General features: G+C 49.9%; 22 protein-coding genes. 13 read left to right on the forward strand and 9 right to left on the reverse strand.

Annotated features, from left to right (window positions below; translation table 11 throughout):
- Positions 1–105: 105 nt before the first annotated feature.
- Both ACN0YH_RS02865 and ACN0YH_RS02870 read right to left on the reverse strand, forming a co-directional pair.
- Complete coding sequence (locus ACN0YH_RS02865) at positions 106–1365, reverse strand: sulfate adenylyltransferase (protein ID WP_417378034.1); 1260 nt, start codon at positions 1363–1365, stop codon at positions 106–108.
- Positions 1366–1528: 163 nt separating this feature from the next.
- Positions 1529–2350, reverse strand: coding sequence for a sugar phosphate isomerase/epimerase family protein (locus ACN0YH_RS02870; protein ID WP_417378035.1), 822 nt, complete (start codon positions 2348–2350; stop codon positions 1529–1531).
- Between the two features lie 142 nt (positions 2351–2492).
- On the opposite strand from ACN0YH_RS02870, the gene ACN0YH_RS02875 reads away from it, so the two are divergent.
- Positions 2493–3302 carry an SDR family NAD(P)-dependent oxidoreductase gene (locus ACN0YH_RS02875; RefSeq protein ID WP_417378036.1) on the forward strand — a complete coding sequence of 270 codons (810 nt, stop codon included), beginning with the start codon at positions 2493–2495 and terminating at the stop codon, positions 3300–3302.
- An 88-nt stretch (positions 3303–3390) separates the two neighbouring features.
- Here ACN0YH_RS02875 and rpsT read toward each other — a convergent pair whose 3' ends face one another.
- On the reverse strand, positions 3391–3663 hold the full coding sequence (gene rpsT / locus ACN0YH_RS02880) for a 30S ribosomal protein S20 (RefSeq protein ID WP_417378037.1): 273 nt from the start codon (positions 3661–3663) through the stop codon (positions 3391–3393).
- A 372-nt stretch (positions 3664–4035) separates the two neighbouring features.
- The gene (locus ACN0YH_RS02885) at positions 4036–5496 is read right to left on the reverse strand and encodes a tetratricopeptide repeat protein (protein ID WP_417378038.1); all 1461 of its coding nucleotides are present in this window, start codon (positions 5494–5496) and stop codon (positions 4036–4038) included.
- Positions 5497–5798: 302 nt separating this feature from the next.
- Between ACN0YH_RS02885 and ACN0YH_RS02890 the strand changes: the two genes are divergently transcribed.
- The 5 genes from ACN0YH_RS02890 to ACN0YH_RS02910 all read left to right on the forward strand — a co-directional run bounded on the left by ACN0YH_RS02890 (position 5799) and on the right by ACN0YH_RS02910 (position 9790).
- Positions 5799–6806, forward strand: coding sequence for a 3-keto-disaccharide hydrolase (locus ACN0YH_RS02890; protein WP_417378039.1), 1008 nt, complete (start codon positions 5799–5801; stop codon positions 6804–6806).
- 57 nt (positions 6807–6863) lie between these two features.
- Entirely contained in the window at positions 6864–8273 is a 1410-nt protein-coding gene (locus ACN0YH_RS02895) for an MFS transporter (protein WP_417378040.1), read from the forward strand.
- Between the two features lie 170 nt (positions 8274–8443).
- Positions 8444–8677, forward strand: coding sequence for a hypothetical protein (locus ACN0YH_RS02900; RefSeq protein ID WP_417378041.1), 234 nt, complete (start codon positions 8444–8446; stop codon positions 8675–8677).
- 264 nt (positions 8678–8941) lie between these two features.
- Positions 8942–9397: an Hsp20/alpha crystallin family protein gene (locus ACN0YH_RS02905; RefSeq protein ID WP_417378042.1), complete on the forward strand. Its 456-nt coding sequence runs from the start codon at positions 8942–8944 to the stop codon at positions 9395–9397.
- 9 nt (positions 9398–9406) lie between these two features.
- Positions 9407–9790, forward strand: a complete 384-nt coding sequence (locus tag ACN0YH_RS02910; RefSeq protein WP_417378043.1) for an Hsp20/alpha crystallin family protein — start codon at positions 9407–9409, stop codon at positions 9788–9790.
- A 27-nt stretch (positions 9791–9817) separates the two neighbouring features.
- On the opposite strand, the gene ACN0YH_RS02915 is transcribed toward ACN0YH_RS02910, so the two are convergent.
- The 3 genes from ACN0YH_RS02915 to ACN0YH_RS02925 are packed head-to-tail and all read right to left on the reverse strand — an operon-like array spanning position 9818 to position 13480.
- Positions 9818–10942: a tetratricopeptide repeat protein gene (locus ACN0YH_RS02915; protein WP_417378044.1), complete on the reverse strand. Its 1125-nt coding sequence runs from the start codon at positions 10940–10942 to the stop codon at positions 9818–9820.
- Between the two features lie 2 nt (positions 10943–10944).
- Positions 10945–12696, reverse strand: a complete 1752-nt coding sequence (locus ACN0YH_RS02920) for a CRTAC1 family protein (protein ID WP_417378045.1) — start codon at positions 12694–12696, stop codon at positions 10945–10947.
- Positions 12677–13480, reverse strand: a complete 804-nt coding sequence (locus tag ACN0YH_RS02925; RefSeq protein ID WP_154933417.1) for a creatininase family protein — start codon at positions 13478–13480, stop codon at positions 12677–12679. Before ACN0YH_RS02925 ends, ACN0YH_RS02920 begins: the two co-directional genes overlap by 20 nt.
- 206 nt (positions 13481–13686) lie before the next feature.
- Between ACN0YH_RS02925 and ACN0YH_RS02930 the strand changes: the two genes are divergently transcribed.
- The 5 genes from ACN0YH_RS02930 to ACN0YH_RS02950 all read left to right on the forward strand — a co-directional run bounded on the left by ACN0YH_RS02930 (position 13687) and on the right by ACN0YH_RS02950 (position 17493).
- The gene (locus ACN0YH_RS02930) at positions 13687–14646 is read left to right on the forward strand and encodes a DUF1559 domain-containing protein (RefSeq protein ID WP_417378046.1); all 960 of its coding nucleotides are present in this window, start codon (positions 13687–13689) and stop codon (positions 14644–14646) included.
- Complete coding sequence (locus tag ACN0YH_RS02935) at positions 14636–15409, forward strand: DUF1559 domain-containing protein (RefSeq protein WP_417378047.1); 774 nt, start codon at positions 14636–14638, stop codon at positions 15407–15409. The genes ACN0YH_RS02930 and ACN0YH_RS02935 overlap by 11 nt, the downstream gene beginning before the upstream one ends.
- Before the next feature lie 356 nt (positions 15410–15765).
- Entirely contained in the window at positions 15766–16515 is a 750-nt protein-coding gene (locus tag ACN0YH_RS02940; RefSeq protein WP_417378048.1) for a DUF1559 domain-containing protein, read from the forward strand.
- A 69-nt stretch (positions 16516–16584) separates the two neighbouring features.
- Positions 16585–16902: a DUF4339 domain-containing protein gene (locus tag ACN0YH_RS02945; RefSeq protein WP_417378049.1), complete on the forward strand. Its 318-nt coding sequence runs from the start codon at positions 16585–16587 to the stop codon at positions 16900–16902.
- A 12-nt stretch (positions 16903–16914) separates the two neighbouring features.
- Positions 16915–17493: a DUF1559 domain-containing protein gene (locus ACN0YH_RS02950; protein WP_417378213.1), complete on the forward strand. Its 579-nt coding sequence runs from the start codon at positions 16915–16917 to the stop codon at positions 17491–17493.
- Positions 17494–17785: 292 nt separating this feature from the next.
- Here the strand turns inward: ACN0YH_RS02950 and ACN0YH_RS02955 are convergent, their stop codons facing one another.
- Complete coding sequence (locus ACN0YH_RS02955; RefSeq protein WP_417378050.1) at positions 17786–18544, reverse strand: 5'-methylthioadenosine nucleosidase; 759 nt, start codon at positions 18542–18544, stop codon at positions 17786–17788.
- On the reverse strand, positions 18541–19626 hold the full coding sequence (serC, locus tag ACN0YH_RS02960; protein ID WP_417378051.1) for a 3-phosphoserine/phosphohydroxythreonine transaminase: 1086 nt from the start codon (positions 19624–19626) through the stop codon (positions 18541–18543). The genes ACN0YH_RS02955 and serC overlap by 4 nt, the downstream gene beginning before the upstream one ends.
- A gap of 264 nt (positions 19627–19890) precedes the next feature.
- Here serC and ACN0YH_RS02965 point away from each other — a divergent pair, with 264 nt between their 5' ends.
- Positions 19891–20907 carry a ribose-phosphate diphosphokinase gene (locus ACN0YH_RS02965; protein WP_417378052.1) on the forward strand — a complete coding sequence of 339 codons (1017 nt, stop codon included), beginning with the start codon at positions 19891–19893 and terminating at the stop codon, positions 20905–20907.
- Between the two features lie 42 nt (positions 20908–20949).
- Positions 20950–23550: a DNA mismatch repair protein MutS gene (gene mutS / locus ACN0YH_RS02970; protein ID WP_417378053.1), complete on the forward strand. Its 2601-nt coding sequence runs from the start codon at positions 20950–20952 to the stop codon at positions 23548–23550.
- The last annotated feature ends 108 nt before the right edge of the window (positions 23551–23658 follow it).

Below are 23658 nucleotides of genomic sequence, written 5' to 3' on the forward strand. Positions count from 1 at the left end.
ACATAGTCCGTGATTTCCGTTTTTTACTACCCGTTCACGAAAAAAGGCAGACAGGTCAAATACCTGTCTGCCTTTCATAAATTATTTAGTTCACCTGACAGTGAATCAGGAAACTTTCATGGCTTCAGCCAGAATCTTGGAAGTACTTTCCCGCATGATGCGAGGATCGACCAACTCACCTTCCTGCAGAGTCGCACGGACCTGTTTACCAGAGATGAAAACCGGTTTTTCTTCAGAATGGTTTTCCATCAGGTCAACGCGTCCCAATGATTCATAGTAGGCAGCAAATCCAACATTGACTGGTTCGATCAACAGTTCGCCAGCCAGGTTATTGAAGATTTCCTGAGCGTCGAAGTCACCCCAGATGGCGGTCCCATCTGCATAGGGAGCATCAGCGTGCTTACGACCAATGACGATGTTCGTATAGCCCATGTTCTGACGATAAATACCGTGCATGACCGCTTCTTTGGGTCCGCCATAGAACATTTTAATATCCAGGCCGAGCAGTAAAACACGATCCGGAGGTGTATCTTCGCGTGGCCCCCAGAGTTCAGGATCACTGTCACCTTCACCGAGTTCGCGATTTTCGATCAGCTTCTCATACGTTTCCATCCGGATTTCAGCACTGACGTCATCGCTCTTGGTTTCACCGATCAGCGGATTCAGAACAGCGCCTGCATTTTTGCCGGCTTTCAACAAGGATTCCAGACCGTACACGAGAGCATATTCATGTGCACGGTGCAGTGGATTACGGGTCTGAAAGGCGACAACAGCATCCCAGCCTTTTTCAGCGATCAGGGCACGAACTTCACGAGGTGTGAGAACGTATTTTCCGAAAGCGCTGTTTTTGGGCTGAGGCAGAACGCGAATTTCTCCACCAATCAGATGGGTTTTATCTGCATCCCCTTCGAGGACCATCGCGGCACCGGGATGATCTGTACGCTCAGTCTGATAAACACTCTTGATGTATTTGGGTTTATCCCATTCGAATACATCAGTAATATCCAGAGTGGCGACGATTTCCCCATCAGGATTGGTTAAAGCGACTTTCTGTCCGCTTGACAGTGTGCCCGCAAGTTCTGATGTGACTGGCAGTGAAAGGGGAATGGTCCAGGCGTACTGCTTGCCGTTGACTTCAATGCAGGCTTCGTCCAGTACACGGTTATAAACTTCACTATTCATCGGTCCTGTCAGAGGACTGAGTGTGCCATCGCCCAGACGATATACGGTTGACAAATCCGCGGCAGAAACAGGGACCTGGGGAAGTCCTGCTGCTTCAGATTTGAAGCTGTCAATTTCGCCAGCAGGTACTGTACAACAGACAGGTTCGCTCAAACCTCCATGAGGGGCAATAAGATCGGCCATTGTTTGTATTCTCAATATTTACAAAAAGGTTCCAGAAGTAACGCCAACCATTGGGCGTTTCTAGTTGCGAAATTAGGGAAACGCAGGGAAAACTTCAAGCAACAGACGCGAGGATTCACCGAATTCAAAAAACTCTCTTGTTTCAGAAGGATTTCAGAGGCATTTAACCTCTTAAACCTGCCTGCTGCATCAGTAAGTCAGTCGCAGTGTAAGCTTCTCGGACCCATTCCTCAATTTTATCTGGTTCAGGAGAGTACTCCAGTTCCAGCGAGATGGCTCCGGAAATGTGTAAATCCCGAATTTCATTCAGGTAAGGTTCAAATGGGACGACTCCTCGTCCAGGAGGCAGGTCGCCGTGAACTTTGCCATCACAGTCCGAAACATGGACATGAATCGCCTTATCCTGCAGTTTTCGGAGTTCCACTGGCTCCACATTCGCTAACAGGAGGTGTGAAACGTCAATATTGGCTTTCAATGCCGGATGATCGACTTCATCTACAAAACGTACCATCGCATCCACGCTATTCAGGAGCGAAAGTGGAAAGGGTTCCAATTCCAAAGCGATCTGCAGCCCCAGCGAATCGGCATAACGAGCCAGTTCCCGACACTGATCAATGCCGAGCTGCCATTGCTCTTCCGGTGGAATAACCTCACGGTTCCAGATGTATTCGCCCAGCACAAGCAGCAGGTTTTTTGCCTCGTATTCATAACACAGGTCCAGATACGCTTTCACGCGCTGCAGATGGAAACGCTGGACGCTTGGATTAAAATCGATCAGTCCCACGGCGACACAGCAGACGGAAACAATCGGCAACTCCAGACGCTCACAGGTATCTTTGACCAGCTTTCGTTCGCGAACATCCACATCGAACGGATCAATGAAGATATCAACGCAGTCAAAACCGATCTCTTTTGTTTTCTGTAACCCCCAGGCGGTATCGCGGCCCGCTTGCGCCCATGCGGAATTAATCATGCCCAGTTTCATGGTCTGTACCTCATCCTATCGTGATCATCGTCTATTTCCTGCCATATTAAGATAACAGCCCGCTTGCAGTGGGAAAAGTCATTGATCAGAATGAGCTTTTGACTCTTCCTCTGAAACCCATTCCTCTGCAGGATGAAAGCCCATGGATCTGAATTTATCTGGCGCGTCTGTGGTCATCACCGGCGGTGCCAGCGGCATAGGACTGGCGACGGCACGCACTTTCGCTGCAGAAGGCGCACAAACCGTACTCTGGGATCAGTCGGACCAGGTCACGAAAATAGCCAGTCAATTAAGCGAAGAAACCGGTCAAAGTGTCTCGGGATTCCAGGTTGATCTCACCGATTTTTCTGCAGTTCAGAAAACCACAGAACGGACATTAGCGCTTGTCTCCAGGATTACCCACCTGGTGCATGCTGCAGCGATTGGTTCCGGCAAATTCGGTTTCCCATTTACGAACCTGACTCCTGCAGACTGGCCACGTGTCTTTGAAGTCAACATGCAGGGAATGGTTCACGTCGCACATGCTGTGGCTCCCGTCATGCAGGATGCCAGACAGGGCTGCCTGACTTTTATCAGTTCAATCGCCGGACAGATAGGTTCCCAGACAGATCCGCCTTACAGTGCCTCCAAGGCAGCGAACATTAACTTTGCGCAATGCATGGCCAAAGATCTGGCTCCCCATGGGATTCGCGTGAATTCAGTCTGTCCCGGCATGGTGCAGACTCCTCTGAATCAATCCGTCTGGCAGTCCTGGAATGATCGACAGGCACCGGAAAATCAGAAATCATATGCTGACTGGGCTGGTGAAAAAATCAGGCAACTGGTTCCACTCCAGCGCTGGCAGACCCCGGAAGATATTGCCGACATGATCGTATTTCTCAGCTCAGACCGGGCGGCTCAGGTGACAGGACAGACCATCAATGTCGATGGTGGATTTGTAATGCACTGGTAAGCAGAGGTCAAAAAATAAAGCCCTGCGTAAATCAGTTCTTGTTGAATAGAACCAGTTACGAAGGGCTATTTGAATTCAGTATTGCTGACTACTCAGCAGCTTGAGCCTTGTTGGCGGATTTAGCCAGACGTGACTTGGTGCGGGCAGCAGCATTCTTATGAATGATCCCTTTCGCAGCCGCCTGATCAATCTGCTTGGTAGCAGACTGCAGAGCTTTTGTAGCAGCCTGCGCATCATCACCTGAGATTGCGGTACGGGCAATTTTAATAGCAGATCTTAATTCCGAACGGGTCGAACGATTACGAAGACGACGGACATCACTTTTTCGCAACGCTCTTTTGGCACTTTTTGTGTTTGGCATGTTTCGACTTAAGTATTTTCTGAGTAACTGTTTACGATACAAACTGGCTCACGTCGTTGAAGACAGTCGCCACATGAAGATCTCAGGCAGACTGAGGAGTTTAACAACCTGCTGATCGATATTCCACCCATTCAGAACAGCTAAAACCAGCTTTTATCAGGAATTTTGGAAAAACCATCAAGATTGAATAGCAGAGCATTCATACAGTAGCTCTGCAATCGACCGGTAAAAACAGCAGCAATCTGGTTTCAATTCGATTACGACATCCTCACTCGAGCACATCCCATTTAACGAGAGCGTTTCTCAATCTAATGTAATCGGACCAGACAGCCCTGGAAACGCTACATGAAACCGGGACACAATCCAGATTCATCAGTTTCCGCCCGTACCATCATCCTCTAGCCGTTGCCGGGCATCTTTATAGTCATAATCCAAGGCAAGAATTTCACTGTAATGATCGTCCGCCTGCGCTTTTTGCCCAGCCTCCTGGTAGAGCCGCCCCAGGAGATAATGGGCTTCTTTGAATATTTCCGGTTTATCATCACCCGACAGTTTGGGAAGTGCCTTTTCGAATTGACGCTTGGCAAGTTCTTTTTTGCCATCAGCATAGAAGCATTTTCCTAATGCCACGAGCGCATCAGAGCTGATACGTGAATCTTTCACCGATTGCTGCAGTAAAGAGATCGCGGACGACCATTTCTTCAGTCGAATAAATCTCTGTGCCAGCTCATACTTGATTCTCATGTCCGCGGGATAGCGTTCGACACGTTTGGTAAAGATTTCGATTTCTCTTTTGATCAGGGCTTTGCTGATCAGAGTGACCTGTTTTTTGGCCTCTGCATTTTCACGATCACGATTAAATTCATCTTTCGCAGACGTGAGTTTATCCCGTAACAATTCCAGTTCAATATCTTCGATCTGTTCGCCGATATTGGAATCTTTTCCGGAAAGCTCGTAAGCCTTTTCATAATTAGTTTTGGATTCGATCAATTTCCCTTCACGACGATAGAAATCGGCCAGTCTGAGATAATGGTCCTTATTTTCAGGCTCTTTGCGAATAGCCCGTTGTAAATCTGCTTCCTGGGACTGCCCGGGACCATCTGCCACATTTCCCTTTTGGGCCTGTTGACGTTGTTCAGGAGTCGCACGGTCTTCGTCGTAGGCAGACTGGCGTTTGACGCTGCTTGATTTCTGCGCGCCTTCATATCCGCCTCGAACCCGCGTCTCGGTCGCCATCAACGAGGTCACTTTAGAACGCGCAACTCCATCCATGGGATCCAGTTTGAACGCCATCTCCCAGCATTCCCGGGCCGACTTGAACTCCCCTTTTTCTTCGAGCAGTTCACCCAGTTCGGTATAATACCCTTTATTGGACTTATCATTTTCAATCGCACTTTTAAACCCAAAGATGGCAGCATCTTCGTAGCCCAGGTTTGCACAGGCTTCCGCCATGTCGGCATTCAATCCCGGGTCCCAGGGATTCAGTGACAAACCTTCTTCAGCCAGTTGATCGACTGCTGCCCAGTCTTTCTTGCGTCGGGAATTTTTGATTTTCGTTTTTAAACCCGCTAATTTCAACATTCCCATTTTCGAACCGGAATGATTATCACCGTACTTTTTACGCTCGGCACCCCGCTTGGTCTGTCGATACAACAGTGCTTCCGGCTCCAGTTTTACCGCAGTCGTAAACATCTCAATGGAATAATCCCAGTTCTCTTTTGACAAGGCTTCATTGCCCCGTCTCCAGCAGTCTGCAGCGATCTTTTTATTTCTGTCCGATGTCATTTGCTCTTCCGCTGTTAACCCAATACTTAAATCAAAAGAGGAGGCCATGACAGCCCCCCTCGAATCTGTGTCGTACCGATTCGGTGGCGATGCCTGCACTTCCAGTGGCTACACTTCCTTACGTACCAGTGTTACATCTTACTAAATTTTTTAACACCTTACCATCACAAGTTTTACTTAATTTCAATACACACTCGTACCGTACACGTCAGAAACCTCTGCCACGGTACTTGCAACTCTGATCTCTGAAACCCACAATAGAATTCAAACCATGAGCCTGCCGGGCTCTGAACTCCATGCAGAATTAAACCATTCATCCCCACAACAAATAACGGCAATTGGAGAATACCATGAAGCAGTTTTCGATTTGCGCCCTTTCAGGCTGCTGTGCTCTATTAATTTTCACTCACCTTGGTCAGGCAGAATCTAAGTCACCCAAGTGGGCTGCCACAAGCGTAGAGCAGGCGGGCCCCGATTACCAGAAACAGGGAGAATACTCGGGCACAATCGGTGAAGGTGACGATGCACTGAAATACGGGGTTCAGGTCATCGCTCTGGGAGATGGTGAATTCCAGGCGGTCGGTTATCCAGGTGGCCTGCCCGGTGATGGCTGGAATCAGGAAGAGAAAATCACTGCCAAAGGTGAAAAAAGAGGCGACGTAATCAGCTTCGTCTCAGAGCAAGGCCGCGGTGATCTGGTCGATGAAGAAATGACGCTGTTCGACTTAGAAGGAACTGAAGTGGGCGTTCTGAATAAAGTTCATCGCAAAAGCCCCACTCTTGGCAAAAAAGCACCAGCAGGAGCCACTGTTTTGTTTGATTCAGAACAGGCAAAACAAACGGTCAAGAATTTTGAGAACGGTCAGATCACCAAAGAGGGCCTGCTGAAAGAAGGAGTCACCAGCAAAAAGACCTTTAAAGATGGTCACCTGCATCTGGAATTTCAATTGCCCTTCATGCCACAGGCCCGTGGACAGGGGAGAAGCAACAGTGGTTGTTATGTGTTAGGGCGATATGAAGTTCAGATCCTGGACTCATTTGGCCTGGAAGGCAAAGATAACGAATGTGGCGGCATCTACAAACTGGGCGCTCCGAGTGTCAACATGTGCTTCCCTCCCCTGGCCTGGCAGACGTATGACATCGATTTCCAATCTGCCAAATATGATAAAGCAGGTAACAAAACAGCCAAAGCACGCATCACTGTGAAGCACAATGGAGTGACCGTCCAGGACGACCAGGAAATTAATGAGCCAACCCCGGGCGGGACCAACAAGGATGAATCCGTAGCGGGCCCCCTGTTTCTGCAGAACCATTCCAATCCGGTCCGCTTCCGAAATATCTGGGTGATGGAAAAATAAGCACGCGCCCCCTTCCCGCATTCACATCCTGATTTTCCTTAAAAGGGCCACAACCAGATGACAGACACGGACAATCTGCCCGCTGAAAGTACAGAAACAGCACTCAAAACCCGACTCTGCCTGATGATGTTTCTGCAGTACTTCGTGCAGGGATGCTACTTGCCGATTATTACTCTGTATCTGATCCAGGCTTTGGGCTTTTCCGCCTGGCAGATTGGTGTCTTTGGCGCAGCGCTGGCTGTGGGACCGTTATTAGCTCCTTTCCTGTTTGGTCAAATCGTCGATCGTCACTATGCGACAGAACGGGTACTCGCATTTTGTCACTTATCTGGTGGTGTCATTATGCTGGCACTATTCGTACAACAGAGATTCTGGCCGGTCGTCATCCTGGGGGTGCTGTATTCCATTCTCTATGTTCCCACCATGATGTTGACGAATTCGTTATCGTTCCAACACCTGAAAGACAGCGATAAGGAATTTCCCCTGATCCGCTTGTGGGGCACAATCGGCTTTGTTGTTCCCGCCTGGATTGCAGAAGGAGTCTTTCTGGCAAGTCTTGAAGGGGAAGCGCTGAATACAGGTCGCGGTATCGTGCTGGCGATGGCAGGAGTTGTCGGACTGTTGATGGCTGCCTACTGTCTAACACTGCCGCATACTCCCCCTGTGAAAAGTGATAAAAAAGATCTGGCTCCGGGGAAAGTACTTAAAATGCTCAGGTATCGGCATTTTCTGGTGCTGGTGACCGTTGCCTTTATTATTTCAATCGTCCATAAGTTTTACTTTCAATGGAACAGTCCCTTCTTGAGTGCGGTCCTTAAGCAGGCTGATATCACCGGGGCCTGGGAACAACGCATCAGTTCCATCGGTCAGGTTTTTGAAGTGCTGGTGATGGCGGTCCTTGGATTCGGAATCAAAAAATACGGCTTTAAAACGGTGATGCTGGTCGGACTGCTCTCCTACCTGGTACGCAGCCTCATCTTTGCCTATGCCTCTACAATTGGAACAGTCGCCATTGCAAAAGGCTTCACTGTTGCTATCGCACTTACCTGCCTGGGACAGGCGATGCATGGGCTTTGCTTTGGTTGCTTTCTGGCCGCTGCTTATATTTACGTCGACAAAGTCGCGCCTCTGGATGTGCGTGGCTCCATGCAGACGTTTTTTGGGACGTTTGTGTTTGGTCTGGGAATGTTCGCTGGAGGATTCATCAGCGGGACAATAGGCGATTTTTTCACCTCGACTGGAAAAGACACACTCTTGCGCACAAAGTGGAATATTCCCTCTCAGTCGGGTATCATCGAATTTTCCCAGAAAAACCTGGTAGGCGAAACGTCGCAGATGCTGCGGGACTGGCCGGGCATCTGGCTCAGTAGTGCTGCGATTGCCTTATTTGCCACGCTGATGTTCTGGGTATTATTTCCCAAAACAGACACATCTCAACGTATGGCACATACAGAAGATCTGGGATAAAAATACCTCAGTCCCACCTGACACAGTCTCGGTCCGAATCGCACTGCAGACGCTACAGTAAAACTGGACACAGCCTGGATTACATCACATTTAACGATAGCGTCTCTCAATCTAATATGCTCGGGCCAAGCAGCCCTGGAAACGCTTTAATAAAACTGGACACAGTCTGGATGCCATTTCATATTGCAGAACATCAACTGATTGGTGGAGTCGTTTTGATTCTGTCTTTGATTGGCTTGCTGAAAGACCAGTGGTTTCTCGCCAATACTCGCAAGGGTCAAAGACTCACGAATTCCTTTGGAGCAGCACGCGCCCTCTGGGTATTACGCCTGATTTTCATGACAGGCTTACTCTTCGGGGGTGCACTGGCGGCTGGATGGATCCAACCTATTCAATGGGATTGATGCGAAAAAAGCCTTTCCACGTAGAGATCAGATCTGCCAGAATGGCACATACCCTGTCTGTGATTGTGACGTTAACATCATGCCAGATTGACATCCAGCACCAGATCCCTCCCGGCTCATGACCAGACTACAATCCCCTAATGTCTTATAATTTAGTCACTTACAGCCCATAGCCTCTAAAAACACTAACTCTTATTAAATGGTATGCCCTTTGCTTATTAACTATTCAGCTATTTTTTACAGAAGTAAGAAGGATTAGGGAAGATGCCAATATTTCGCTGGGACCAGTCATGGAATCCATTACGAGATCTTGAGCGTGAAGTAGACCGCCTGATTCAGGGCGTTGAATTCACCGTTCAGGGAATTCGTATGCCTCGCCAGTACCCTGCGGTCAATATATTTGAGCTGGAACATGAGTTCCTGATCACAGCAGAACTACCGGGAATGCAGGTTGAAGACCTGGAACTGACAATCGCCAATGGTGTTCTGACCTTAAAAGGACATCGAGATTCCCCGGTTGTAGATAACCGAGACATTCCCGAAGAACGATTTCGGCGCAGAGAACGTACTTTTGGTGAATGGCAGAGGTCCATCAGTATCCCGGACCGAATCTCTGACGAACACCTTTCCGCAGAATTCAATGATGGTGTGCTGAAAATTCATCTTCCCAAGCTGGAAGAGGAGCTTCCCCGTCAGATTCCTGTGAGTTCAGGAGAATAGGACAAAGCAATGAGCCGCCAACACAGTGATGATGAGCAAAGGGAACTCTCCTCTCCGGAGCAGTTTGTTTTTACTCCACCAATTGATATCTATGAAACCGACGAAGGACTGGTTCTTTACGCGGACCTCCCCGGCGTTTCGGTCGGATCGCTGGAACTTCAGGTTCAGGACAATAAGCTGACTCTCCTGGGAAAAGTCGAACCACAAATCCCCGAGGGAGCGCGTCCCTTACATAAAGAATACGAAGTCGGCAATTATCTTCGATCTTTTATCTTGAGTGGCGAAATCGTTCACAGCGAAATTGAAGCGAAGCTAGCGAATGGCGTCCTGAGGATTTTTCTTCCGAAAGCCCCCAAAGCAGAACCACGCCGCATCCAGGTGAATACCGGCTGAGATGCGTCTCACTACTCTTCTCATACATTACTTTCGGCCAGCCTGCGTTTTCTGCACACTCTCGCTCTGCAGGGAAGAAGGCCGTAAATCCTCTTCTTTGATCAGCCGCTGATTGAGCTGCTGCAACTCGAGGGCTTCTTCACGCCTCCCCGTTAAACCCGCCGCTCGCGCCAAAGCAGAAACATAGCGTCTGTCTGTCTGTTGAGTCGCATACAGAGGCTTTAACAGCTCATACGCCTGCTCACCCTTTCGCTGAAAAACCAGGATATCAGCTTTCAGCAGTAGACACTCGAGATCCTGAGGGTCGATACTTAATGCCTGATTGAGATAAGAAATCGACTCATCAATGTCTCCCTGATTTCGATTAATTATAGCCAGGTACCGTAGAGCGGTTGTCGACTCAGGATTTTCTGAAAGACACCAGCGCGCTTCCCGTGTCGCTGTTTCCGGATCTCCAGAATACAAAGCCGCATACGCCAGATTTAAATGGGCTTCATATAAATCGGGTTCCAGGTAGAGTGCCTGTTTCAGCGGTCCCGTCATTTCAATGGTGCGTCCCGCCTGCCGTAAGATTTCAGCAACCAGCAGATAATCCTCTGCCTGCCGACCGCCTGATTCGATATTTCGCCTGGCGTATCTGAGTGCCCAATTGAATTTACCCTCTGCGAAAAGTAATCGCGCCAGACGTTTCTGATAGTGGCCTTCTTCCGGATACTCTCGGACCAGTATCAGTAACGCAGACTTCGCCCGACCATCGAGCCCCTGTTCTAACGCGATCTCTGAAATTGCTTCGACTGCCTCGAAATACCGAGGATGTCGTTCCGTCACATGCGAAAAGTTTTCCAGAGCTTGAAACGGAGCACGATCCTGGATCAGTTCTCCCAGCTGAAAATGAGCAAATTCGTCATCGGGATACTTCTGCAGATAGGCAATCAGTTCCTTACGCTTCGTCTTTTCTGAAGTCTGAGTTTCCTGTTCCGAAACTGCAGACTGATCATGTCGGGAGTTCCCTGATTCCCCCTGAAGCAGAAGAAAGAGTAAGAGCACGATGCAGCCACCAGCCAGAATCAGGGAACCACTTGATAAAAAGGGGTTTCTCTTCTGCTGAGCAAAAGCATTCGTCAAATTTTCAGGATCGGTCAGGCGATTCATTTTCAGGGCTGGATTTGAGACTGGTCTGGTAAAACGCTGGTTCCTTCTATCAATGTATAACGTCCTCCCGGCTGTAATCCAGTCCAGTTTTCGGTTTTGCCCCCCGGCCATCTGACTTTGACTGTGACAGGCGATCTGCAGTCTCCCAGTCCACACGTCAGCCACGCTTCATCCGCCGAAAGATAACTGCTGCTCCCTTTTCTCAACCGGGTGATTTTTCGCGAGTCACATTTCACTTCCAGAACGGCCCCGATCGCACTCCGATTGGAAGTGGTGCCCACCAGTTGCAATGCCAGGCTCGGGTGTGTTCGCTGCGAGCGGTTTTCCAGCAATACCAGTCGCTCATCCAGGTGGGAAATAGCAAGATCCACCAGTCCATCCTGGTTAAAATCAGCTACGGCACAACCTCGGCCCACCTGTTTCGTGCGGAAGAATTCCCCAGACTGCGCGGAAACATTATCAAACCGCGAACCAGCCAGATTGAGAAACAATTGCGGCTCCTGTTCGTAGGGCTCCGTTTTCCCCAGTTGAGACAATCGATCGTGCACATGTCCGTTCGTCACAAACAGATCTTCCCAGCCATCATTATTCACATCCAGAAACGATGTCCCAAACCCCAGACGCGCGCGGCTCGGCGCAGCCAACCCCGTTTCATCAGTCACATCCAGAAAAAACAACGCGCCTTCATTGCGATAAAGTGTATTGGTTTCACCAAAATAATTTGTGACAAACAGATCCAGTTGACCGTCGCCATTATAGTCGGCTCCTGCCAGTCCCATGCCGGCTTCCCGATCCCCGGTCCGATTAAATGCCAGGCCGGCGACCAGCGCCTGATCCGTAAAAACCCCTCGGCCGTCATTGATCCAGAGCTGATTTGCCACCGAATCGTTGGCAACGTACAAATCCATGTCTCCATCCTGATCAAAGTCAGCAGCGAAGACTCCCAGCCCCTGGCGCGCAGGTTCGCTATGCAGACCTGCCTTTTGGGAAACATCCAGAAACGCCCCATTCCCCAGATTGAGATACACCACATCATACTGCCCCGGAACGTAGCGCGGGTGACAGATAAAATACACGCGTGCCCCATCAATTCGACGACTGCAGATCGGATAGTGGTCCCGATCAATCTCCAGGTAGTTCACGACATACAGATCCAGCAGCCCGTCACCATTCAGGTCGGCCCAGGTACAACTCGCCCCATACCCCGGATCGTCGACATGCGCAGCCGAAGAATCTTCTGAAAAAGTTCCATCCCCCTGATTGCAATACAACAGGTTTCGTCCGAAGGCGCTCACATACAAATCGTCGAAACCATCATGATTATAATCGCCCACCGCGATTCCCATCGAGTAGTTCAAAACCGTCAAACCTGACACCGCGGTCACGTCCTGAAACTGACTGTTCCTGCGATTCCAGTACAGCCGATTGGAGCGTGCAATGTCGACAGGCTGACTCTGTTTGCGTTCGAGGCTACTCCACTCTTCTCCCTGTGCGCAGTACAGATCCGGAAATCCATCACGATCATAATCAATCCATCCGACCCCAGACCCCATCATCAGATGCAGATGTCGTTTTACTGTCACGGGAGAACGATGCTGAAAAGTTATCTGCGCAGCATTGGTCACATCCTGAAAGGAGATTGACGACAGTTTCTCCTCTGCGAAGAGGGAGCAATTCATCGAGAAAAGCAGGAGACCGCAGGAAGCAGCCAGACAGACCGATCCGATAGTTCGATTAAAAAGGAAACTGGTCATCCACCTTCGCCTCAGAGAGTTCGACGACAAATTGAGACAGGCGGTCAACTAAGATCTGCATCAACCGCTCCCCCTTTTCTGCTGTCGCCTGGTGTGGATTTCCTGATCCCGAATTGGTCGTGAGTAAATGCCACGGACGGGTAATACTGACCCAGCCCTCATTGACTGCGGAAAAGCGAGTCGCATTCGTCGCACCGTCGTCTGCATGTAACGCGCCCGTTTCTGCATCGCGGTTGACCAGCTGAGGAAAATAAGCCAGCGCCAGCGACGTTTCCATCTCCCCCGCATGATCATCCGGATTCTCGAAAATCTCTGCTTTCACATCTGCTGACGTGCCCCGAAACCAGTCTGCCAGGAAAATCTGTACTGACGTGGAACCATGCAATTCACGCAGCAGGGGTTTAAAGTCATTCCCGCCATGACTGTTGAGAATCAGAAGTTTATTAACCCCATGATTTGCCAGGGAATCAACCAGATCCATAATCATCTGCCCCAGCGTCGAAGGATTCACATTCATGGACAGCGGAAAAGCCGCCTGATTGGTTTCCGTGCCGTATGGAATCGGAGGCAGCATCACGACTTTTGCCCCCCGCTGATGCGCCGCTTCACAGACGCGCGAACTGATGGCGTCAGCTTCGTAGGTATCGGTCCCGTAAGGCAGATGCAGATTATGGGGTTCAGTCGCCCCCATCGGTAACACGGCGACTTGGTAAGGATTCTCTTTCACATAAGCATAATTGATCTCGGACAGAATCCAGGGACGGATTGCAGATTCAGCAGACACGCGGTTTTCTCCTCACCTGTTTAGATTTGAATCGACCATTTTCAGAGTACAATCATACTATCATAATCCATGCAGAACCTCATGTTCTCGCACCTGCTCATAACAGAAATATATACATTCTTCTCTTATGTTTCCTTGTATTCTAATGAACAGAACCAGTATGCTGAATGAGTTAATATCTGACAGGTCATTATGAAAGAAGAATCATGGCGAATTGGTATGTGAAACGCGGAAGTCAAGTCGCTGGCCCCCTGACTCGAGAACGTCTGGATCAACTGGCTGCCGAAGGCAAAGTTCAAAAAACGGATCTGGTCAGAGAGGGTGAGGACGGCGAGTTTTACCCTGCCGCAGAAGTGACTGACCTCTTCACTGACTCTGAATCATCCGCCAGGGATGAATTCGAGTCCGGCCCGGAAACAGAATCTCTCTCCCGACAACCCGCTCCCAAAAGCAGTAAGATGTCACTGATAATCATTCTGGCAGTGGTCGGCGTGGGAGGAATTTTTGTCGTGGGAATCCTGCTTGCATTGCTGCTGCCGGCAGTACAGCAGGCACGTGAAGCGGCTCGCCGATCACAATCAAAAAACAATTTGAAGCAAATTGGCCTGGCGATGCACAACTACCATGAGACTCATCGAGTTTTACCTCCCGGAGGCACATTAACAGTGGAAGGCGCCCCCTCACAAAGTTGGCAAACATTCCTTCTGCCTTACATGGATCAGGGTCCCCTCTATAACCAGATCGATTTCGACTATGCCTGGAACCATCCTGCCAATCAGGGCTTCTTCACAAAGGAGATACCTGTATACCTGAACCCGAATATCGACGAAATAGTTTCCCCGGAAGGACTGGCACTCTCCCATTATGTGGGAAATAAATTGATGATGGGACCAAATGGAAATAGCCGGTTTCGAAATGTGACAGATGGTCTGGCCAATACGATCCTGGCTTATGAAGCAGGGGAAGACTTCAAGCCCTGGGGAGATCCCACTAATTTCGCTGTCCCGGCAGATCGCATCGGTCCCTCCAACCGGTCTGCTACCACAGGAGGGAACCAGGTCCTGATGGGAGATGGCAGTGTCCGTTTTGTGTCAGAGAAGATTGATCCCGCCGTATTGAAAGCTTTGAGCACGCCTGACGGAGGCGAACGTATCGATGAATACTAATTCCGAACAACCCCTGAACAGTCAATCAGAACCGGACAACTTCACCCCCTCTGCCGGTACCTTTTTCTTGATCCTGGCGGGTTGCCTGATTGCCGTCGGCTTAATGATTTTCCTGTTCGCTCCCGTTTTCGAAAAGATGAATATCCATCAACGCGAGATGGCCCGTCAACGGGTTTCAAAAAACAACATGAAACAACTGGGATTGGCATTGTGGAACTATCAGGAAGAACACCAGACATTCCCTGCGGGCGCGACGTTCACCGCAGAAGGAACGCCTCTGCACAGCTGGCAGACCCGGATCCTCCCCTTTGTCGATCAGGATCAACTGTATCAGCAGATCGATTTAGAGAAACCCTGGAACGATCCGGTAAATCAACAGCACTTTCAACAAATAGTCCGGTGTTATGTCGTACCCTGGAGTGAAGAAAAAATCTCGCCTGAGGGTTATGCGCTGTCTCATTATGTAGGGAACGAACTTCTGCTCAAACAGAATCAGGGTATGAAGCTGAGCCAGATCACCGATGGAAAATCGAACACGATTACGGCAGTCGATCGAGGGGATGATTTCAAAGCCTGGGGAGATCCCACCAATCTTGCCAGGCCCGCCGATATCATTGGTCCCGATAAGAATACCCTGTTACCCGGCGGTAATCTCATCCTCTTCAGTGACGGTCACGTTCAATTCGTATCCAATAAAATCGACTCGCAAATCCTGAAAGACCTCAGCACCCCCGATGGGGGAAAAACAAAATGCGAATTTTAATTCTACAAATCTGAATTACCACACGAAAAAAAAGACAAATTTATGCCTCACGGCGATCATGTATCTGAAGAGGACTTCAATCGCTCTCAACCACCACGACAGAAAATGAGCGTCCCCCGTTTCGCGATGATCCTATTGATTGCCGTGATTGCCTTGTATAGCCTCTTTGTTCTCACCGCACTGGTCAGGACCGGATACCATGAAGCGCGCTCAGCAACTCAACGTGAAAATATAAAACATAATCTGAAACAAATTGAACTCGCGTTACAGAATTATCATATTCAAGAAGCAGAGCAGAGACAGTACGCTCAAACTAATGAGCCCTTACAAGATCAGTCTGTGCCCAGGAGTGACTGATGAACTTCGAACTGGATAAACCCGACAACCATAATGCAGAACAGAGCTCCTTCCTGTATTACACGGCAATCGCTGGTGGTATTCTGATTCTGGGACTGATCATCCTGCCTTCCATTCTCCCTCCGGTTGAGCAGTCAAGAGATGCGGCAAGGCGGAGTACATCAAAAAATAACCTGAAACAGATCGGACTCGCATTCCATCTCTATCATAATCAGTATGATCTGCTTCCCGCTGGTTCCATTGAAACAGCGGAAGCCCAACCCGGCCACAGCTGGCTGACTGCCATGCTACCCTATCTCGATCAATGGAATCTGCATCAACAGATCGATTTTAACAATGCCTGGAATGATCCCGCCAATCAGCGTCCGTTTCAACAATTAGTGAATATTTATCATAATCCCAAAATTCAGGAAACGGTCTCCCCCGAGGGCTATGCACTGAGCAGCTACCAGGGAAATGAACTGGTTTTACATCCGAACCAGGGAACAGGTATCAATGAAATCAGGGACGGTGAGTCGAACACCATTTTTGCAGTCGAAGTGGGAGAAGACTTCAAATCCTGGGGCGATCCCGCGAATCTCACCAACCCCGCTCAAATGTTTGCCCCCGGAAAAAAGACCCCGTATGTGGGAGGCAAACACGTCCTGTTCGGCGATGGTCGAGTGCAATTTCTTTCAGAACTCACAGATCCCGCTGTCCTGAAAGCATTAAGCACACCTGATCGCGGCGAAAAAGTGGGAGATTTTTAAGTACCAGGCAGATACAATGATGTTAGGCCCAGATTCCTCATGTGAAAGCTAAAGTCGGGTGGAACTATCATGTCACTCTGGTATCTCAAAAAAAATGATCAAATCACAGGTCCCTTTACCAGGCAGCAGCTCGAAGACTTTGTGGCAGCGGGCGAAGTCATCGAATCAGACCTGATCAGCCAGAAAGAGGGTCGAGACTTTTTCCCCGCCTCCCTGCTGCCCGGTCTGTTCATTGACATCGATGCCCCGAGACAGGCGTTTGAAGTCCGCCGCAGTAGAGTCCCGGCACTGCTATTCGTGCTGTTCGTGATTATGCTAGCAGGAGTTTTGTTACCCGTTTTACAACAGAAAAGAGGATATCGACGCTCTATTACTAAAAACAACTAGAAACAGATCGGGCTGGCATTACACAACTACAGCTTCAACTCAAAGGAACCAACGGCCCTGCAGATATTTCCACCAGGTGCGATTACCAATCCGCAAGGAAAGCCCCTGCATAGCTGGCAAACATTGATTCTGCCCTATCTGGATCAGCAGGCACTTTACCAACAGATTGATTTCAGCAAGCCCTGGCATGCCCGCGCCAACCAGAAACCGTTCCTGAAGGAAGTCCCTGAATATCTCAATCCGAAAACGGAAGCCAGACACTCGTCCGATGGTTATGCCTTATCGCATTACGTAGGAAATGAGCTGCTTCTGAAACAGAAAGCCGGCATGCCTTTCAATGAAATTCGCGATGGGATGTCCAATACCATCCTGGCCGTGGAAATCGGCGAACACTTCAAACCCTGGGGCGACCCGACTTCGTTGACCACACCAGAAAAAGTGATCGGTCCCAACAGAAAATCTCCCTCAACCGGGGGGACCAATGTCCTGCTGGCAGATGGCGCAGTACGATTTATCCCCGAAGACATTGATCCGGAAATATTAAAAGCCTTGAGCACACCCGCCGGCGGTGAAGAGATTGGTGAGTATTAGAGCGAGTTTATTAAATCGATTTGAGGTGATTCTCAGGTAAGTGACGTTTACCATAATTGGTACTACCCGAGGCTGATCTTGTTTTCGGAACTTTGTCAGTCGGCGTTCCCTGATCCACCACGCTGGTAACCGCGCGCCATTCGCTATTAGCCGAAGGGCCTTAGCCCCGGTTCTTCATCTCGCAGAGAGGAAACCTCACCTTAGAACGCATCACATTTAACCGTAGCGTCTCCCGATCTGCAATACCCGGTGCAAATGGTCTTGGAAGCGCTACAGTAAAACTGGACACAGTCTAATGCCTGGCTTCGTAGAGTTGGACGACGACACCGTCCAGAAAACTGGCCAGTCGTGTTGCCGCCCGCGAAGCATCGCCGCGCATCTTCCACATTTCCTTGATGCTTTCCGGTCGTTTGAAGACGGCGCCCAGCGCAGCCCCGGCTCTGACAGCCCCGGTTTCGCCCAGAATTGACATCACTTCGGGAGGCAGGTCGGCAGAGCAGTCATCACTGATCGCTCGGATCGCCATGAAGCCTTTCTGTGCTGCCTGGCAGACTTGTGCTACCGCCAGGCTCTCCAGGTCGACCGCGAGCGCGTCAAACTGTGCTGCCAGTTTTAATTTTTCTTCGACGGTGCGAACAATCTCATCTGTGTTGATAATCCGCCCGACATGCAAACCATGTTCAGGGTCTTCCGGAAAGTGGACATCGTTCTGCAGTTCCTGTCCATGCAGGTCACACACCGCAGTCGCTACCACAATATCGCCAATCTTCATTTCCGGTTTCAAAGCACCAGAAAATCCCACTGACAAAACCCAGGGAGGCGAATGCGCGTCAATCAAAGCCTGGGTGGCAGCCCGGGCGCGGGCAAAACCCACTCCCGTCTGCACGACCGCGACTTTGATTCGATCCAGAAACCCACCTCGAAACACATACGAACCGCCGGTATACTTTTTGACGTGCTCACAGCGATCCAGAAAAGGCTGGATCTCCATCGGCAGAGCACAAACCAGCCCTATATCCGCATGCGATTTATCGACTTCGGGTTGATTCAAGAGGCGTGTTCCTGTTCGAACTGACTCATTATTTCAATTAACTTATCCACACCTTCAGCAGGAAATGCATTATAGATACTGGCACGCATCCCGCCGACACTGCGATGTCCTTTCAGACCATCCAGCCCGGCTGCGGTTGCCTTAGCGATGAATTGAGCATCCAGGTCGGCATCGCCGGTGACGAAGGTGACATTCATCAACGAACGATCCTGTTTCGCAGCGGTCGCTTTAAACAGCTTGCTCTGTTCCAGGTAACCATACAACTTACCTGCTTTGGCCTGATTTTTCTCCTGGATCGCAGCTAACCCGCCCTGATCTTTCAGCCATTTCAGAACTCGCCCCAACACATAAATACCAAAAGTGGGAGGCGTATTGTACATCGAGCCCGCTTCAGAGTGGGTACGGTACTGTAACATCGTTGGAATATCAGTCGGTCCCTGCTCAATCAGATCATCGCGAATGATGACCAGCGTCACGCCACTAGGCCCCAGATTTTTCTGAGCACCCGCGTAAACAATTCCATATTTTGAGATATCAATAGGACGCGAGAAAATGTCACTGCTCGCATCACAGATCAGGGGAACGCCAGCCGGCACCGTCGGCTCAGTCGCGAATTCAGTTCCATAAATTGTATTATTGGAAGTGAAATGCACGTAGGCTGGATTGTCGCTGAGCGAAACGTCCTCAGGAATGTAAGAAAAGTTCTTGTCTTCACTGCTGCAGGCGACATTCACATTCCCGAAGCTCTTGGCTTCTTTCACTGCTTTTTTCGACCAGGAACCGGTGACCAGGTAATCGGCGGTCTGATCTTTCTTCAACAGGTTCATGGGAATCATGAAAAACTGGCTCGATGCTCCACCCTGCAGGAACAGAACCTTGTAGTTATCGGGAACCGAAGCCAGCTCCCGAACCAGGGCTTCTGCTTCTTCATAAACGGCAAGGAATGCTTTACTTCGATGCGAGTGTTCCAGAACCCCGATTCCGGTATCGCCCAGGGAAATCAGATCTTTCTGTGCCTGTTCCAGTACTGGTAAGGGAAGAGCCGCCGGTCCCGCAGAAAAGTTATAAATTCTTTCTGTCATTTTAGATATCTCAACATCAATTGCGGACTGATTGATGGGTTCAGTCCTGAGTCATCAGTTTTGTGTCAATATTACGGACGATACCGTACCTCTTGGAACCATCCTTGAGGATATTGGCAAGCGTTCGCTTGTTTTGCCATTCAGCATCGATATTATGGAGTCTGCTTTTCTTCATAAATGGAGTAGAGCCTAATTATCCAGAATTCCCAAGAATAGTCACGTTTTCCGGCGAATCATTGCCCTGTTTGATTGATCTGTTATTTAATGTCCAGCTCTCCCAATCCACTTTCCAGAGGGCCCCGTGTCCAGTCCTTTCAGCCTCCTCAAGGCGATTTGACCATCATGGCCGGCTCCGGAAATCCCATTCTGGCTCAAGCGATTGCCGATGAGCTTGGCATCCGTCTGACACCCTGTGAAGCGCACCAGTTCAGTGAAGGTAATATCTTTGTCCGCATTCTGGAAAATGTACGAGGCCGCGATGTCTATATCATCCAGGGCGTGCATTACCCTGTAAATGACAACTTTGTTGAACTTCTGTTCTGGATCGATGCTCTGAAACGCGCCAGCGCGCAGCAGATTACCGCGGTCATCCCCTTTTTCAGCTACGCCAAGGGGGATAAAAAAGATGAGCCGCGGGTTTCGATCCGGGCGCGTGTCTGTGCCGACGCAATTGAAGTCGCGGGAGCCGACCGTGTTTTGACGATGGATCTGCACAGTCCACAGATTCAGGGCTTTTTCAGTGTTCCCGTGGACCATCTTTACGGACGACATGTGATCAGCGACCATATTCGCAAGTTGAATATTAAAGATCTGGTTGTCTGCAGTCCAGACGTCGGGTTTGCCAAGGAAGCATCCGATTTCGCGAAGCTGCTGGGAACTCCTGTCGTGATCGGCAACAAACTACGCAAAGACCATTCGGAAACCGTGGAAGTTCTGGAAGTCATCGGCGAAGTGGAAGGCAAAAATGTGATCCTGGTCGACGACTTCACCATCACGGGACGCACCCTGATCAGTATGGCGGAAGTCCTGAAGAAAAAAGGAGCCAAAGACATTTATGCAGCGGTCACACACGGCGTCCTTTCCAAGGGGGCAGCCGAGCGGATTGGTGCAAGTCCTTTGAAAAAGATGTTTATGACCAATACCCTGGAAACACAATTTGACCCGCTGCCGGAGAACATTGAAGTGCTTTCAGTCGCGCATTCCTTCGCCGCGGCCATCCGATCGATTCACGACCGGACCAGTGTCAGCACGCTGTTTCCGGAAAAACGGTCGAAGAAATAATCACGTATTTTAGAAGCTTAAAGTCAGAGAAGATCAGGACGCATGACGAAATCAGGCAAGAAGCTGACCCCGATGATGGAGCGGTATCTGGAAGTCAAACGCCAGAATCCGGGTACACTCCTCTTGTTTCGTATGGGCGATTTCTATGAACTCTTTCATGAAGACGCTGAGATCGCAGCCCGCATTCTGGGTATCACACTCACCAGTCGCGATAAAACTTCCAGCAACCCGATTCCGATGGCTGGATTCCCACATCATTCTCTGGACAACTATCTGTATAAACTGATCCATGCCGGCTATCGAGCCTCCATTTGTGACCAGGTGGAAGATCCCAAAAAAGCCAAAGGCATGGTCAAACGGGAAGTTACGCGGGTTGTCACTCCCGGAACCCTGACTGATGATGCCCTGCTGGATCCGCATGAGAACAACTTCCTGGCCAGTATCTATTTTGGCAAATCCAATATCGGACTGGCCTGGCTGGAACTCTCGACCGGTCGCTTCCTGACTTCCAATACAACAGCAGAACACCTGGTTGACGAACTGGCCCGCATTCATCCTGCCGAATGTATTTTCGCAGAAGGTAATACGGCTTTACAGAATGCGGTGGGACATCTCGATACGATGCTGACCGAGCGACCTCCCTGGTCGTTTGCAGAAGGGGAATCAGAAAAACGACTGCTGGATCACTTTGGCACAAAAACGCTGGAAGGTTTCAACCTGCAAACAGGCACTCCCTCAGTCACAGCTGCCGGCGCGCTGCTCGAATATGTACAGGATACCCAGAAAAGTTCCATCCCGCATATCAATCAGATCGAACCCTATGAACGCGGTGATCGACTGCTGATCGATGAAGCCACCCGTCGCAGCCTCGAACTGACCCGCACCATTCGAGAAGGCAAACGGGAAGGCAGCCTGATTTCGGTTCTGGACGAAACCGTGACTTCCATGGGAGCCCGTCTGCTGACAGACTGGATCGCCAATCCTTTAACCAGACTCTCACAGATTGAACATCGTCTCGATGCCGTCGAAGAACTCTCCCAGAACCCGGTGCTCTGTACTGAAGTACGCGAGCAACTCGCCAAAACCTACGATCTGCAGCGACTCACTGCACGCATCGCGACGGGCAGAGCCAGCGCCCGGGACCTGAGTTTTCTGGCACAGACACTGGCATTACTTCCCAAACTGAAAGCGAAACTGGCGGGTCGCAAAGCGGAACTGCTGCAATCTCTGGAAGCAGAAATTGACCTGTGTGCCGAGGTTCGTTCAGATATCGAGACGATGATCATCGAAGATCCTCCGTTAACGTTAAACGAAGGGGGCGTCATTCGTCCGGGGTTCAGCGAGGAACTGGATGAACTCCGCTCGCTCTCCAAGGGGGGAAAAGAATGGATCGCCGGTTATCGCAATGAAGAATCCGAACGGATTGGCATCCCCAATTTGAAAGTCGGGTACAACAAAGTCTTCGGCTATTACCTCGAAGTCTCTGCCGCTCATGCAGCGAAGGTACCTGATCACTATATTCGTAAACAGACCCTGAAAAACCAGGAACGCTATATTACTCCCGAACTGAAAGAGTACGAAGAGAAAGTGCTCCAGGCTGAAGACCGGGCAGTCGAACTCGAACAGTCCATGTTCGATGAATTGCGGGAACGCGTGGCCAAAGAAGCGCCACGTACGCAGAAAACAGCGGAAATCCTGGCCCAGATTGATGTGCTGTTCGGTCTGGCGCATCTGGCAACTCATGCAGGATATACGCGACCGGAGATGACGGAAGAACCAGTGCTTGACATCAGAGAGAGTCGGCATCCCGTGCTTGACCGTCTGCAACCCTCCGGGGAATTTGTCCCCAATGACGTTCTGCTGGGAGAACCTTATGGTCGCGTGCAGATTATCACGGGGCCCAACATGGCAGGAAAAAGTACTTATATCCGCCAGGCAGCACTTTTAACCCTGATGGCGCAGATTGGCTCTTTCATTCCAGCCAGTGAAGCACGGATCGGCATCGCCGATCGAATTTTCGCACGCGTAGGTGCCAGCGATGAACTGAGTAAAGGCCAGAGTACGTTTATGGTCGAAATGACGGAAGCCGCCCGCATTTTGAACTCAGCCTCGGAACGAAGCCTGGTCATCCTGGACGAGATCGGGCGTGGCACGAGCACCTATGACGGCATTTCTCTGGCCTGGTCCATGACAGAATATCTGCATGACAAAATTAAAGCGCGGACACTGTTCGCGACACATTATCATGAACTGACCGAGTTAACCCAGACACTCAAACAGACCAGTAACTGGAATGTTGCCGTGCACGAGCAGGACGGGGAAATCGTATTTCTGCACAAAATCGTCGAAGGGTCTGCGAATAAAAGTTATGGAATTCACGTGGCTCGGTTAGCTGGAATTCCTGATCAGGTCATTCAACGCGCCAATCAGATCCTTTCCACCCTGGAAAAAGATCATATTGACGAGAGTGGTCAAACGACAATCCCTCCACGCATCGACAAGAAATCTTCACATCAGCAACTCTCCCTGTTCGGCAATACAGCACATCCCGTTTTAGATGAAATCAGAGACTTAAAAGTCGATGAAATGACTCCTCTCGCCGCGCTGGAAGAATTATACCGCATTCGCGAACAACTGAACTAAAAAGCATATTTTCAAATTTACACCTGCTGGCAGTTGAACTCGCACAAACCACTTGTTCACAATATACACATTAGAGGTACACGAGTACCTTGTTCAAGTGTTGTGTGT

The organism is Gimesia sp. (genome assembly GCF_048262075.1).
GTDB lineage: Bacteria > Planctomycetota > Planctomycetia > Planctomycetales > Planctomycetaceae > Gimesia.

Coding starts and splice junctions, on each gene's coding strand:
- ACN0YH_RS02865 (WP_417378034.1), bottom strand. CDS start 1,365: ATGGCCGATCTTATTGCCCCTCATGGAGGTTTGAGCGAACCTGTCTGT.
- ACN0YH_RS02870 (WP_417378035.1), bottom strand. CDS start 2,350: ATGAAACTGGGCATGATTAATTCCGCATGGGCGCAAGCGGGCCGCGAT.
- ACN0YH_RS02875 (WP_417378036.1), top strand. CDS start 2,493: ATGGATCTGAATTTATCTGGCGCGTCTGTGGTCATCACCGGCGGTGCC.
- rpsT (WP_417378037.1), bottom strand. CDS start 3,663: ATGCCAAACACAAAAAGTGCCAAAAGAGCGTTGCGAAAAAGTGATGTC.
- ACN0YH_RS02885 (WP_417378038.1), bottom strand. CDS start 5,496: ATGGCCTCCTCTTTTGATTTAAGTATTGGGTTAACAGCGGAAGAGCAA.
- ACN0YH_RS02890 (WP_417378039.1), top strand. CDS start 5,799: ATGAAGCAGTTTTCGATTTGCGCCCTTTCAGGCTGCTGTGCTCTATTA.
- ACN0YH_RS02895 (WP_417378040.1), top strand. CDS start 6,864: ATGACAGACACGGACAATCTGCCCGCTGAAAGTACAGAAACAGCACTC.
- ACN0YH_RS02900 (WP_417378041.1), top strand. CDS start 8,444: ATGCCATTTCATATTGCAGAACATCAACTGATTGGTGGAGTCGTTTTG.
- ACN0YH_RS02905 (WP_417378042.1), top strand. CDS start 8,942: ATGCCAATATTTCGCTGGGACCAGTCATGGAATCCATTACGAGATCTT.
- ACN0YH_RS02910 (WP_417378043.1), top strand. CDS start 9,407: ATGAGCCGCCAACACAGTGATGATGAGCAAAGGGAACTCTCCTCTCCG.
- ACN0YH_RS02915 (WP_417378044.1), bottom strand. CDS start 10,942: ATGAATCGCCTGACCGATCCTGAAAATTTGACGAATGCTTTTGCTCAG.
- ACN0YH_RS02920 (WP_417378045.1), bottom strand. CDS start 12,696: ATGACCAGTTTCCTTTTTAATCGAACTATCGGATCGGTCTGTCTGGCT.
- ACN0YH_RS02930 (WP_417378046.1), top strand. CDS start 13,687: ATGGCGAATTGGTATGTGAAACGCGGAAGTCAAGTCGCTGGCCCCCTG.
- ACN0YH_RS02935 (WP_417378047.1), top strand. CDS start 14,636: ATGAATACTAATTCCGAACAACCCCTGAACAGTCAATCAGAACCGGAC.
- ACN0YH_RS02940 (WP_417378048.1), top strand. CDS start 15,766: ATGAACTTCGAACTGGATAAACCCGACAACCATAATGCAGAACAGAGC.
- ACN0YH_RS02945 (WP_417378049.1), top strand. CDS start 16,585: ATGTCACTCTGGTATCTCAAAAAAAATGATCAAATCACAGGTCCCTTT.
- serC (WP_417378051.1), bottom strand. CDS start 19,626: ATGACAGAAAGAATTTATAACTTTTCTGCGGGACCGGCGGCTCTTCCC.
- ACN0YH_RS02965 (WP_417378052.1), top strand. CDS start 19,891: ATGTCCAGCTCTCCCAATCCACTTTCCAGAGGGCCCCGTGTCCAGTCC.
- mutS (WP_417378053.1), top strand. CDS start 20,950: ATGACGAAATCAGGCAAGAAGCTGACCCCGATGATGGAGCGGTATCTG.